The organism is Streptomyces sp. NPDC085481, from assembly GCF_044541845.1.
Classification (GTDB): domain Bacteria; phylum Actinomycetota; class Actinomycetes; order Streptomycetales; family Streptomycetaceae; genus Streptomyces.
In genome coordinates this window covers 376,705-390,299 of sequence record NZ_JBITTJ010000005.1, presented here as the reverse complement: position 1 = coordinate 390,299, position 13,595 = coordinate 376,705, and the positions used below count along the sequence as shown (strand labels likewise).

6 protein-coding genes are annotated in these 13,595 nt (G+C 73.5%); all 6 read right to left on the bottom strand.

The features are described from left to right. Positions 1 to 542: 542 nt before the first annotated feature. The 6 genes from ACIGEZ_RS14805 to ACIGEZ_RS14780 all read right to left on the bottom strand — a co-directional run bounded on the left by ACIGEZ_RS14805 (position 543) and on the right by ACIGEZ_RS14780 (position 13,342). Positions 543 to 2,372 carry a GMC oxidoreductase gene (locus ACIGEZ_RS14805; protein ID WP_399830534.1) on the bottom strand — a complete coding sequence of 610 codons (1,830 nt, stop codon included), beginning with the start codon at positions 2,370 to 2,372 and terminating at the stop codon, positions 543 to 545. 81 nt (positions 2,373 to 2,453) lie between these two features. Next, the gene (locus ACIGEZ_RS14800) at positions 2,454 to 4,079 is read right to left on the bottom strand and encodes a succinic semialdehyde dehydrogenase (protein ID WP_399830532.1); all 1,626 of its coding nucleotides are present in this window, start codon (positions 4,077 to 4,079) and stop codon (positions 2,454 to 2,456) included. A 144-nt stretch (positions 4,080 to 4,223) separates the two neighbouring features. Then, complete coding sequence (locus ACIGEZ_RS14795; protein ID WP_399830529.1) at positions 4,224 to 5,933, bottom strand: protein kinase; 1,710 nt, start codon at positions 5,931 to 5,933, stop codon at positions 4,224 to 4,226. Positions 5,934 to 6,042: 109 nt separating this feature from the next. Next, entirely contained in the window at positions 6,043 to 9,045 is a 3,003-nt protein-coding gene (locus ACIGEZ_RS14790) for a protein kinase (protein WP_399830527.1), read from the bottom strand. Between the two features lie 83 nt (positions 9,046 to 9,128). Then, positions 9,129 to 11,483, bottom strand: coding sequence for a protein kinase (locus ACIGEZ_RS14785; RefSeq protein ID WP_399830524.1), 2,355 nt, complete (start codon positions 11,481 to 11,483; stop codon positions 9,129 to 9,131). 152 nt (positions 11,484 to 11,635) lie between these two features. Next, positions 11,636 to 13,342 (bottom strand): glycerol-3-phosphate dehydrogenase/oxidase, encoded by a 1,707-nt coding sequence (locus tag ACIGEZ_RS14780; protein ID WP_399830521.1) that lies wholly within the window; start codon positions 13,340 to 13,342, stop codon positions 11,636 to 11,638. Between the last annotated feature and the right edge of the window lie 253 nt (positions 13,343 to 13,595).

Sequence of the window (13,595 nt, the reverse complement as noted above, 5' to 3'; positions counted from 1 at the left end):
GGCTTCGTTGGTCGTGTTGTCCGTGCCAGCCAGGGGCGGGCCCGAAAAAGACCACGCGTGGCTTCGCTGGGGCGTGTGACGTACCTCTGGTACGTCGTGGGACCTCGCTTCAGCGCGCGTGACCGGACGGCAGGGGACAGCAGCCCGGTCACCCAGAAAGGGCGGTCGGTCCCGGGGACGCCCGGGACCGGCCGCAACCGGCCGAACGACCCGAGACCCCACACCGTCCCCCTCCCACCATCCCCATCCGCGCGGCGCACCTCTCCCCCCGGCGCCGCCCACCCCGGCACCGCCGCGCAGCCCTGACGCCGGTGCCGCCTCCAGAGGCCCCGCGCCCGCGACCGGAATCGCGGCGCGGGGCCTCTGCGCGACCCGCCCGCACGGCACGTGACGCGCGTCACATAAAGATCTCGTGAGTGCGCTACAACCAATGCCCCAGGTCACCGGTCATCTATGCAGCACCACCCAAAAGCTGGAGGGGCGCTGCACTCGGAGGGGGGTGCAGCGCCCTTTCGGCTTTCCGGAGTCGGTCCGGAATGGATTCAGCCCTTCTTCGGCGGGACCGCGGGCATCCCCAGGAAAGGCAGCCGCAGGGCGCCGAAGGCCTCGGCAGGGACCGCGGGGGACTTGGGCTCGACCGGGGAAAGGCGGACGTACGCCTCGCCCTGACGCGGTCGGGGGTCGTCGTCGCCCTTGTTCGGCCAGAACGACATCGCCCGCTCCGCCTGCGCCGTGATGGTCAGCGACGGGTTGACGCCCAGGTTGGCGGAGACCGCCGCGCCGTCGACGACGGAGATGCCCGGGTGGCCGTAGAGACGGTGGTACGGGTCGATGACGCCCGTGTCCGCGTCCGCGCCGATCGGGCAGCCGCCCAGGAAGTGGGCGGTGAGCGGCGTGCCCATCAGTTCGCCGATGTTGGATCCGGCGAAGCCGTTGATCTCCTCGGCCATCAGGGAGGCGGCCCGGGTCGCCGCCTCGATCTGGGTCGGGTTGGGGGCGCCGTGGCCCTGGCGTGCGGTGAGCAGGCCCTTGCCGAGGCCGCCGGGCTTGCGGAAGGTCGTCAGGGAGTTGTCCAGGGACTGCATGACCAGGCCGATGATGGTCCGCTCCGACCAGCGGCGGTTGGACAGCGCGCGCACGGCGAGCGTGGGGTGCTTGACCAGCTCCAGGAGCCAGTTGCGGACCCGGTGCGCGCCGTACGGCACCTGGAGGACGGTCAGGCCGCCCATGGAGTTCGAGCCCTTTCCGTAGCGGACCGGCTCGATGTGGGTGTTGTCGTCCGGATGGATGGACGAGGTGATCGCGACGCCCTTGGTGAAGTCGACCCGGTCCTTTCCGTGCCGCTTGCGGTAGCGGCGGTCGGTGGTCTGCGAGCCGACCAGCGCCTCCGAGTTGGTACGGGTCAGCTCGCCGAGCCGGGCGGAGATCCCGGGCAGCAGGCCGGTGTCCTTCATCCGGTGCAGCAGCGACTGCGTACCGTACGTGCCGGCCGCGACGACCACCCTGCGGGCGGTGAAGGTGCGGCCCGCGCCCTTCTTCCTGTTGTCGGTCGGCAGCGTCCTGACGGCGTAGCCGCCCCGCGAGTCCTCGGTGAGGGCGACGACCGAGGTCATGGGGTGGACGACCGCGCCGGCCTTCTCGGCGAGGTAGAGGTAGTTCTCGTTGAGAGTGTTCTTGGCGCCGTGGCGGCAGCCGGTCATGCACTCGCCGCACTCGGTGCACGCCTTGCGGGACGGTCCCGCGCCGCCGAAGTACGGGTCGGCGACCTCGCCGCCCGGCTTCGCCTTCGCCGTACCGTCCCCACCCTCGCCGCCGGCATCGCGGCCGTCACCGAAGAACACGCCGACCGGCGCCATGTGGAAGGTGTCGCCGATCCCCATCGCCTGGGCGGTGGCCTTCAGGTGCACGTCGGAGGGCGTCATCGTCGGGTTGAGCCGGACGCCCAGCATCCGCTTGGCCTGGTCGTAGTACGGCGTGAGCTCGGCGCGCCAGTCGGTGATGTCCTTCCACTGCGGGTCGTCGAAGAACGGCGCCAGTGGCTCGTAGAGGGTGTTGGCGTAGTTGAGGGAGCCGCCGCCCACCCCCGCGCCCGCGAGCACCATGACGTTGCCGAGCAGGTGGATGCGCTGGATCCCGTAGAGGCCGAGGGCGGGGGCCCACAGGAAGTTCTTCAGGTCCCAGGAGTTCTTCGGCAGGGTCTCGCGGGTGTAGCGGCGGCCGGCCTCGAGGACGCCGACCCGGTAGCCCTTCTCGGTCAGGCGCAGGGCCGTGACCGAGCCGCCGAAGCCGGAGCCGACGACGATGACGTCGTAGTCGTACGAGCGGGCCCCGGCCTGCTCGTCCTGATTCTGGGCAGGGGGTACCGCGGTCATGGCTCTCCTCGTGCGGAGTGGGACGACGAAAAGGACGACGAAGGGGACGACGAAAGGGACGGGAAACGGGGTGCGGGGCGGTCAGCGCAGGCGCAGGGCCTTCATCACCTTCAGGGACGTGCTCATGAAGGCGGCGTACTTCTCGTCGTCCATCCCCAGGGACGGGGCCAGCGGGATCAGCCGCTGCTGGGCGACGGTCTGGGCCTCGGTGAACTTGAGGATGCCCTCGGAGCCGTGGCGCCGGCCGAGGCCGGAGTCCTTCATGCCGCCCATGGGGGCGCGCACGCTGCCGTACGCGGGGGCGTAGCCCTCGTTGATGTTGACGGTGCCGGTGCGCAGCCGGGCGGCGACGGCGTGGCCGCGGCGGGAGTCGGTGGTCCAGACGGAGGAGTTCAGGCCGTACGGGGTGCCGTTGGCCCGCTCGACGACCTCGTCCTCGTCCTTGAAGCGGTAGATGGAGACGACCGGGCCGAAGGTCTCCTCGGTGCAGACGGCCATCGGGGCTTCGACGCCGTCGAGGATGGTCGGCTCGTAGAAGAGGGGGCCGATGTCGGGGCGGGCGACGCCGCCGGCGACGAGCTTGGCGCCCTTGGCGACGGCCTCGTCGACGTGCCGGGTGACGGTCTCCAGCTGCCGCTCGCCGACGAGGGAGCCCATGTCGGCGCCGTACGCGAGGGAGTTGCCGAGGCGCATGGCCTTCGTGCGGGCGGCGAAGCGGGCGACGAAGTCGTCGGCGACCGACTCGTGGACGTACAGCCGCTCGATGGAGATGCAGAGCTGGCCGGCGGAGGAGAAGCAGGCGCGGACGGCTCCGGCGGCGGCCTTCTCTATGTCGGCGTCCTTGAGGACGAGCATGGCGTTCTTGCCGCCGAGTTCGAGGGTGACGCCGACGAGCCGGGCCGCGGCGCCCTGGGCGACCTCGCGGCCGGTCCGGGTGGAGCCGGTGAAGGACACGTAGTCGGCGTGGCGGACGACCTCGGGGCCGACGACGGGGCCCTCGCCGATGACGACCTGGAAGACCTCGGCGGGAAGCCCTGCCTCGATGAGCAGGTCACGGGCCCACAGGGCGGTCAGGGCCGTCTCGGTGTCCGGCTTCATCACGACGGCGTTGCCGGCGACGAAGGCGGGCAGGGCGTCGCCGACCGACAGCTCCAGGGGGTAGTTCCAGGGCGCGATCTGGCCGACGACCCCGCGCGGCTGGCGCAGCTCGGTCACCTTGGTGAGGGTGGGCACGACGCCGGTGTGGTGCTTGGGGCGCAGGTACGAGGGGGCCTTGCGGCCGTAGTGGCGGGCGGCGACGGCGACCGACTGGACCTCTTCGTGGGCGTGCAGGCGGGCCTTGCCGGTCTCCAGCTGGATGAGGTCGAGGACCTCGCCCTGGCGCTGGAGGACCAGGTCGTGGAAGCGCAGCAGCACGGCGGCGCGGGCCTTGGCGGGCGTCGCGGCCCAGGCGCCCTGGGCGGCGCGGGCGCGGGCGAAGGCCTCGGCGACGTCCTCGGGGGTGGACTCGGGCAGCTCCGCCAGCTTGGCCCCGGTGAAGGGCGTGTGGTTGGCGGTACGGCCGGAGCCGGCGACCCCGCGGGTGAGCCGGGCGACCAGGTCGGGGGTGACCACGTCGCCGGCCGTCCGCGCCCCGGCAGGCGCGGGTGCGACGGGGTTGGTGCCGAGGGGGGCCGCTGTCGGGGCGAGAGCCTGCAAGTCCGTCATGAGGGCGAGCGTAGGGCGCATTCCGCGCTTTGGGTACCCGTGGGTAACGCGTTTTCACCGGGTGCGCACATCACGCCAGCGATCGCTGGCACATAAGCCCTGATCAGGGGCTTACGCCCGGTCGAGTGGGCGTTTTCCGTCCGCTCAGCCCGACTGCTCGCCCGGGGCCCGCCAGTGCCGCAGAACGATGTCGAACTGCTCCCGGGTGGTCTCCCAGCTCGACTCCGGCGAGGACATGTACAGGGCGTACTCGGTGCCGTCGTCCGCGTAGTAGACCTGGTCGATCGCGTGCCTGGGGCCCGGGAACTCCTGCTTCTCGGTCCAGGTGAACTCCCACCGCGCGGAACGGACCTGGTCGCGGTAGGTGTTCTGGTTCAGCAGGATCCGCTGGTAGTCCATCCGCTTCTTGAGCGTCTTCTCCAGGTCCAGCACGTGCACGTAGGGGTTCTCGAAGTCGGGCGCGGAGTCGACGCTGATCCGGATGCGGTGGCGTCCGTTGTCCGGCGTGTAGTCGATGTTGTCGCCGTCCGTCTGCCGCTTCCAGCCGTCGGGTACGACGAGGCTGAAGCCGTCCGGGTCCTCGACGCGGTGCCAGCCGGCCGGGATGCCCGTGGCCGGGTCCTTCGCCGCGCCCTGGGTGACGCTGGGCGTGCCACTGCCCTTCTCGCCCTTGCCGTCGCCCATGTGGGTCATGGCGGCGAAGACCGCCCCGCCCGCGATCACCCCGGCGGCCACGGCGGCGAGTACCGCCGCACGCCACCGGCCGCGGCCGCCCTGTGCCGGGACTCCGGACGCCAGGGTCGGGCCGCCGGACGCGGAGCCGGTGCCGGGACGGGACCCGGGCCGGGACCCGGGCCGGGACCCGGGCCGGGACCCGGCCGCTTGGGCGGCGGGCGACGCGGAGTCGGCGTACTCGTCACGAGGCAGCGGCACGGTGGAGGAGGGAACGGAGTCGGCGGCGATCAGGTCCTCCGCCGCCACGCGCTGCGTCGGCACGTACGCCTGCGCCGCCTGCGGCGAGCGGCCCTCCATCGCGTCCAGCAGCATCCGCTCGGCCTCGTCGGCCCGCGGGCGCTGGGCCGGGTCCTTGCGCAGCAGCGCCACGATGACGGGGGCAAGCGCGCCGGCCTTCTCCGGGTAGGGCGGCTCCTCCGTCACCACGGCCTGCATGGTGCTGATCGGCGAGCTGCGGCGGAACGGCGAGCCGCCCTGCACCGCCGCGTACAGCGTGGCGCCCAGGGACCACAGGTCGGAGGCGGGGCCGGGGTCACCGCCCTGCACCCGCTCGGGTGCCAGGTAGTCGATGGATCCGACGAGTTCGCCGGTCCGCGTGATCGAGGAGTCGCCCTCGATCGCGGCGATCCCGAAGTCGGTGATCAGTACCCGGCCGTCGCGCGCGAGCAGCACGTTGCCCGGCTTGACGTCGCGGTGCAGCACGCCGGCCGCGTGCGCGGCGCGCAGGGCGCCGAGGACGTGCAGGCCGATCCGGGCCGCCTCGCGGGGCTCGATCGTGCCGGCCTCCTTGGCCGCGTCGGCGAGCGAGGGCCCGTCGACGTACTGCATGACGATCCACGGCCGGTCGTCGTGCTCGAGCACGTCGTGCACGGTGACCACGCCAGGGTGCGTGATCCGGGCGGCCGCGCGGGCCTCCTTCTGCGTCCGGGCGTGCAGGACCAGCCGGTCGGCCTCAGCCACGAACCGGCCCGCCGTCAACTCCTTGACGGCCACCACCCGGTGCAGCACCTCATCGTGTGCGCGCCAGACCTTGCCCATGCCGCCGCGTCCGATGGACTCGCCCAACCGGTACCGTCCGGCGAGCAGCAGCCCGGTGCCGGTGCTCTCAGAATGTTCCACTTGCCCCCGCCTGTTTGCTTCGGAGGCAAGGTTACGGAGGTGGGTGCGCCCCGTGGAACCTCGGGGCGGCTTTGGGAACAACACTGTGACCGGCGGCCGGTGGGCCGTCTCAGCGGGTGGACCGGTAGACCTTCACCGCCTGGTCGTAGATCTCGGAGACCTTGTCCCTTTCGTTCTCCGGGCCGATGACCTGGACGACGTGGTAGTGACCGCCCTCGATCAGCGCCAGATTGCGCACGAACACCTCGCGGCCGGTGCTGTCCTGCCAGGTGAACTGCCCGACCGCCATGGCCTGTCGGCCGACGTCGATCCGGCGCAGGCCGGAGGCGCTGGACCAGGAGGAGTCCCGCCAGGGCTGGAGCTCGCGCTCCTTGGTGCGCTGGTAGGCCATGGGGTCGGCGCCGTTCGCCTGCACGGTGTCCCGGCCGGGGACCACGACCAGGGTGAAGTCTCCGCTCGTGAAGCGCACTTGCCCGGCGTCGTTGATCGGGCTGCGCCGCCAGCCGCGCGGCACGCCGACCTGGAAGCCCTCGGGGTCCTTGCGCAGCTCGTAGCCGGCGGCGAGCGCGGGGGTCGAGGGGGTGGTGGCGGGCGGCTGCCCGGTGGTGGGCGGGCGCGAGGACTTCGTCGGCGGCGGCTGGACGGAGGGGGCGGTGGTTTTCGCCGGGGGCTGGGCCTGCGTCGGGGTCGGGTTCGCGGACGGGCCGTCGGCCCCGCCCTGCTCGGGCATGAACAGCAGGGCGTACGCGACGGCCCCGGCGAGCAGCAGGAGGGTCAGGATCAGCAGCATGCGGCCGAGGGAGCGCGGCGAGCCGGGGGTACGCCTGGCGGCGGGCGCGCGCGAGGCGCGCTGGGGGATCTCCTCGCGGAACTCGGCCTGGTAGTCGGCTCGGTGGCCGGCCCGGCGGTCGTCCTGGTGGCCGGCTCGGCGGCCGGCCTGGTAGTCGGCCCTGTAGTCGGCTCGGCCGCCGGCCTGGTAGTCGGCCTGGTGGCCGGACTGGTGGCCGGTCCGTGGATCGGTGGTGAACTCGGCCTGGGCCTCGGGCCGGTACTCGGGCGGGTCCTGGCGGCGGGCCTGGCGCGGGACGCGGCCACCCTTCGCGTGCCGGTGCCGGCCGCCGGCCGCTCCCCCGCGCCAGCGGCGCACGAGCTCGCCGCGCCGCCGTACGACGGGCAGCCGGGTGGCGTCGGGGGACGGCAGCGGTACGACGCCGATCCCGGCCTCCGGTTCGGGCGCCGAACGGACCAGCGAGCGCAGCCAGCCGCTCAGCTCCTCGACGTCGGGGCGCTCGGTGGGGTCCTGCCGCAGCAGGGACTCCACGACCGGGCGCAGCGGGCCGCACTCCTCCGCGAAGGCGGGCGGCTCGGCGCAGACCAGCTGGACGAGTTCGGCGGCGTTGTCCTCGGGGTACGGGGCGTGGCCCTGAACGGCCCGGTAGAGCAGCGCACCGAGTGCCCACAGGTCGGTTGCGGGGCCGATGGGCGGTGCCAGGCGCCAGTGCTCGTGGACCGGGCCCGCCTGCTCGGGCGCCCAGCGTTCGGTGACGGCACCGACGACGGCGATCCTGGCCTGCCGGGCCCGCTCGGCGGCGAGGCGGGTGGCGGGGCCGCGGTAGACGTCGCCGGCGTCCGGCGGAGCGGCTGCCCCGGCCGGTACGGGAAGCGGTGCGGGGGTCGCCGGCGTGTACCCGGCGGGGAGCGCGGGCACGGGCAGCACGGGGCCCTGGCCCCCGCCGCCCGCCGGGACGGACCGCGAGCCGTCGCGTGCGGCGTGGGGGCCGTCGCTCCAGGTCCCGGCGAGGTACGCGCGCGGGGGCGGCGTCCCGTACGTGCCGCCGGTCTCGTCCTCGTCGTCGACGTCGTCCTCGTCGTCCTCCGCCTGGGACCACCACTGCGGCTCGGGGTGCGCGGGCGGTGGCGGCGGGGTGGGCGGGGCCGGGCGCTGCACGGGAAGCGCCCCCGTCTCCCCGAGCCGCGCCGCCGCCCGGGCACCCGCCCGGTAGGCGGCGATGGCCCCGGCCCGCGCCGCCCGCACGTCCGCGGCGGGCGGGGTGGCGGGAGCACCGGACCCACCGGGCAGCTCGGGCAGCCCGGCGCCACCACCCGTTCGGCCGGAGCCGTACGGGGTATCGGCGTCGGGCCCGTAGAAGCCGTCGGGCTCGTCCTCAACGGCGGTGTCGGTGTCGTGGGACGCCGAACCGTCGCCCGCCTCGTCGGCGTCGGTCACAGGGAGCGCGGGCGCACGCCCGCCGAGCACGTCGGCGCCGGCCGGGTAGACCTCGGCCCCGTCCTCGCCGGGCTCGTATGCCTCCGGCTCGTAGAGCTCGGCCCCGTCCTCGCCGGGGTCCCCGGGCTCGGGCTCGTAGGCGCCCGGCTCGTAGAGCTCGGGGTCGTGCTCGGCGGACTCGTAGCTGTCGGCCTCGTAGGCGTCGGCCTCGTAGGCGTCGGCCTCGTAGGCGTCGGCCTCGTAAGGGTCGGCCTCGTAAGGGTCGGGCTCCTGGGAGTGTGACCCGTACAGGGGGGCTTCGTCGTCCGGGAGGGGGACGGGGGCGTAGCCGCAGAGGGCTTCCTCCGCGGCGCCTGCCGCGAGGCCGGTCAGGACCACGCGGCCGTCGTCGCAGACGAGGACCGTGCGAGGGGTGAGGTTGCGGTGGGTCCAGCCGTGGGCGTGCAGGGCGCGCAGGGCGGTGAGGAGGTCGTTGCCGATCTCTGCCGCCCGGTACGGGCTCAGCGGGGCCTCGGCGAGGAGCTCGGAGAGTGGCGTGGCCGCCACGAACTCGCTCACTATCCACAGCGAGCCCGCCTCCGCGAACACGTCGAAGACCTGGTCGAGACGCGGGTGGTCGGGGATCTGGGCGGCGGCCTGGGCCGCCTCGAGGGCGCGGCGCACTCCGGGGTCGGCGGGCCGGCGGGTGGCGCCGCCCGGTGCCCTGTACGGCTCGTCGCCGACGAGCTCGGCGTCGACGACCTCGGGCAGCGGGACCTGACGGATCCGCACTTCCTGCCCGCTGTACGTGTCGAAGGCGCGCGTCTCGACGACGTCGTACGCGTCGGCCGGGGGCACGGGCAGGCGGTAGCGGTCCGCGAGCACCCTTCCCGCGTAGTCGTCCACGACGCCTCCCCACGCGCCTGCCATCCCCCGTGCCCCGCCCCTGCGGCCTTGCGGGCGGGGGTCTCTCACGATACGTGCGCCGGTCAGCCCTTGGGGCTGAACGTGGCGAACGCGGTCTCCCTCAGCGTCTTGCACTCCGCCGCGTCCCACGCGTCGGCCCGGCAGCTGATCATGATCGAGTAGCCGTGGCCGGCGTCGACCTTGAAGCCCCGGTTGAGTATCCGGATGCGCATGCCCTTCTGGTTGCGCTCGAACTCCCAGTCCGCGACGGTCGGGTAGCCCTTGTACTCGACCGGGCGGATGCCGATGTGCTGGTAGCCGTTGCTGCTGGCGGAGACCGCGGCGACGGCGGCCGCCCACGCGCTGGCCGCGTCGTCCTTGGGGCTGTCGTTGAAGTCGACCTGGACCCGCGGGAATCCGCTGCCGCCGGCGTGGAAGATGCCGCCGGAGTTCTCGCCCGCGATGTCGGCGAGCCGGAAGGTGGCGGGCATCGCCATCTGGAAGTGGAAGCGGCCGTTGGTCACCAGCACGTAGCCATCGGGCAGCTTGGCGCCGCTGCCGTTGCCACCGCCGCTGCCGCCGCCGGTCTGGTTTCCGCCCGACGTCCCCGAGGGCGTCGCGCCGCTCTGCCCGCCGCTGTTGGCGGCGGGCTTCTCGCTGCCCTGCTGGCCGGGGTTGCTGGGCGACTTGTCGGTGCCCTGGCCGTCGGTGCCACCGGACGACGCGCCGGCCGAGGCCGTGGTGCCGCCGGAGTTCGCGCCCTTGCTCTTGTCGGCGCCGTCCTGGCCGCCGCCCAGGGCGACGTACAGGATCGTGCCGAGCAGGGCGACGAGCACGACCGCGGCGATGATCACCAGGGTGCGGCGCGGCACGACGTCGGTGAGCGAGGCCCTGGCCTGCGGCGGCCGGCCCGGCGCGCCCGCGCCCGGCTTCCGCTCGGACTCCGCCTTGGCCGCCGCCGCGTTCCGCACGGACTTCAGCGCACCGCGCATCCGGTCGGCGGCCGCCTCGGCCGTGTTCTCCCGGGCCGGCTTCTGTCGCGTGGCCGCGGCCGGCGCCACCGGCGGGCCCTCGGGGAGCGGCGGCAGCGGGACGACCCGGGTGGCCTCGGGAGAGGGCTGCGGCGGCGCCTCGGGTGCGTCGAGCACGGCCCGCAGCAGCAGGCGCGCACCGGCGTCGTCGAGCCGCTGCGCGGGGTCCTTGGCGAGCAGGCCGTAGATGACCTGCTCGAGCTCGGGGCCCGCGTTCTTCGGCGGGTCGACCGGCTCGGTCATCACCGCGGTGAGCGTGGCGATGGCGGAGCCCTTGTCGTAGGGCGGGCTGCCCTCGACGGCCGCGTAGAGGAGTCCGCCGAGCGACCAGAGGTCGGCGGCCGGTCCTGGCTTGTGGCCGCGGGCCCGCTCGGGCGAGATGTACGAGGGGGCGCCGACGAGCATGCCGGTGGAGGTGATCGACGGGTCGCCCTCGACCTGGGCGATGCCGAAGTCGGTGAGGACGACCCGGCCGTCCTCGGCGATCAGCACGTTGGACGGCTTCACGTCGCGGTGCAGGATGCCCTCGCGGTGCGCGGAGCGCAGCACGTCGAGGATGGCGAGGCCGACCTCGGCGGCGCGGCGCGGGGTGAGCGTGCCGTCCTCGCGCACGGCGTCGGCGAGGGACTTGCCCTCGATGAGCTCCATGACGATCCACGGGCGGTCGTCCTCGTCGACCACGTCGTAGACGGTCACGGCGCCGTTGTTGCGGATCCTGGCGATGGCCTTGGCCTCGCGCAGGGTCCGGGTGATGAGGCGGCGCTTCTCGTCGTCGTCGATGCTGGTGGGGAAGCGCAGTTCCTTGACGGCGACGGTCCGCCCGAGCGTCTCGTCGACGGCGCGCCACACCGTGCCCATGCCGCCGCGGCCCAGCATGACGCCGAGCCGGTAGCGTCCGGCGAGCAGGCGGCCCTCGGCGGACTTGGCGTCAGTGCGCCCGGCCCGCCCGCCGGTTCGGGCGGTGGCCTTCGGGTCGACGTCCGTGACGTCCGCCCCGAACCCGGTGGCGGGCGCGGCCCCGTCGGTCGACCCGCTCGCGGCCACGGGCTTCTTCAGCCCCACCGTCGCCGGATCGCCCTTGGCCGTGGGCTTGCCCGTGGCCGTGTCCGTGGGCTTGTCCGTGGGCTTGCCCGTAGCCGTGTTCGTGGGCTTGTCCGCGACCGCGTCCGACGGCGCTTCGGCCGCGGCCGCTGCCGCCTGGCCCGCACCGTCCGCCGGTTCGGCCCCGGACGCCTGCGAGCCCGGCCCATCGGCCGTCTTCGCGTCCTTCGGCTCCGCCGCGGCCGTGTCCCGATCCGCCTTGCGGGCGGCCGGCACCACACCCCGGTCGCCGTCGGTGGCGGCGCCCGCGGCGGCGTCCCGCCGGGGGTCCTGCCCCGTGTCCCGCGACTGCTCCGCCTCCGACATGCGTCCCCTCGTCGTTCCCTGATCTGCGCCCGCGTCCGCCACTCCCGCGTGCTGCGGCAACCCGCCCTGGAAGAGAGCTCATTGTCCCTCACTCCGGGACCACTGCTCCCCCCGGGTCCGCACTCCGAGAAGGTTTACCTCACCTCAACGGGTCAGATCGGCACGATGTCGGGCGCCCCCAGCCGTGCCGCGTCCGCCGTCAGGTCGTCGGGCTGGCGCTGCGATTCGCGTTCCGCTTCCACCCGCTTGTCGTAGTGCTCGACCTCCTTGTCGATCTGGTGCGCGTCCCATCCCAGGACCGGCGCCATGAGTTCGGCGCACTCGCGGGCGCTGAGGGTGCCCCGGTCGAAGGTCTCGATGGAGATCCTGGTGCGCCGGGTCAGGACGTCGTCCAAGTGGCGCGCGCCCTCGTGCGAGGCGGCGTAGACGATCTCGGCCTTCAGGTAGTCCTCGGCGGCGGGCAGGGGCGCGCCGAGTGCGGGGTCGGCGACGACGAGGTCGAGGATCTCCTCCGTCAGGGAGCCGTAGCGGTTGAGCAGATGCTCGACGCGGGCCACGTGGAGCCCCGTGCGCGCGGCGATGCGGGCGCGGGCGTTCCACAGCGCCTTGTAGCCTTCGGCGCCGAGCAGCGGGGTGTCCTCGGTGACGCAGGCGGCGACCCGCTTGTCGAGGCCGTGGACGGCCGCGTCGACGGCGTCCTGGGCCATGACGCGGTAGGTCGTGTACTTGCCGCCGGCGACGACGACGAGGCCGGGCACCGGGTGGGCGACGATGTGCTCGCGCGAGAGCTTGCTGGTGGCGTCCGACTCGCCAGCGAGCAGGGGCCGCAGGCCCGCGTAGACGCCTTCGACGTCGTCTCGGGTGAGCGGGGTCGCGAGCACGCTGTTCACGTGCTCCAGGAGGTAGTCGATGTCGGCGCTGGAGGCGGCGGGGTGGGCCTTGTCCAGGTCCCAGTCGGTGTCGGTGGTGCCGATGATCCAGTGGCGGCCCCAGGGGATCACGAACAGCACGGACTTCTCGGTGCGGAGGATGAGTCCGGTGGTGGAGTGGATCCGGTCCTTGGGCACGACGAGGTGGATGCCCTTGGAGGCGCGGACGTGGAACTGGCCGCGCTCCCCGATGAGTGCCTGGGTGTCGTCGGTCCACACCCCGGTGGCGTTCACGATCTGGTGGGCCCTGATCTCGTACTCGCCGCCGGACTCGACGTCCTGGACCCTCGCGCCGACCACCCGTTCGCCCTCGCGGAGGAAGCCGACGACTCTGGCCCTGCTGGCGACCTTCGCCCCGTAGCTCGCGGCGGTGCGTACGAGGGTGGTGACGAAGCGGGCGTCGTCCATCTGGGCGTCGTAGTACTGCAGGGCGCCGACCAGGGCGTCCTTCCTGAGGCAGGGGGCCACGCGCAGGGCGCCCTGGCGGCTGAGGTGGCGGTGGACCGGGAGGCCGCGGCCGTGGCCGGAGGAGACGGACATCGCGTCGTACAGGGCGACGCCGGATCCCGCGTACATCCGCTCCCAGCCCTTGTGCTGCAGCGGGTAGAGGAACGGGACGGGTTTCACCAGGTGGGGGGCGAGCCGTTCGAGGAGCAGGCCGCGCTCCTTCAGGGCCTCGCGGACGAGCGCGAAGTCCAGCATCTCCAGATAGCGCAGGCCGCCGTGGATCAGCTTGCTCGACCGGCTCGAGGTGCCGGACGCCCAGTCGCGGGCCTCGACGAGCCCGGTGGAGAGCCCTCGGGTGGCCGCGTCGAGCGCGGTGCCCGCGCCGACCACTCCGGCGCCCACGACCAGTACGTCCAGTTCTCGCTCGGCCATCGCCGCGAGCGCCTCGGTGCGCTCGGCGGGTCCCAGTGTCGCTGTCCTCACGGTTGCTGCCTCCCGTCGTCCCCCGTCTGTCGGCAGAGCCGGTCCGCGAAGTCGCTGCGTCCGTGTGGCCCGGCTCACAGTCTCGATTCTGTCCCGGCCCTCCGACTTCAGCCACCGCCTGTGGATAACACTCGATGACCTTCGACCCCGCAATGCCGCATATCGGTCATATTTACGCCTAGTCTGACATTGCATTCGCCCCCTTCGGTCCACAGGGCTTGCACATCGCGCCCCCTCCGGCTATCGCCCCGGC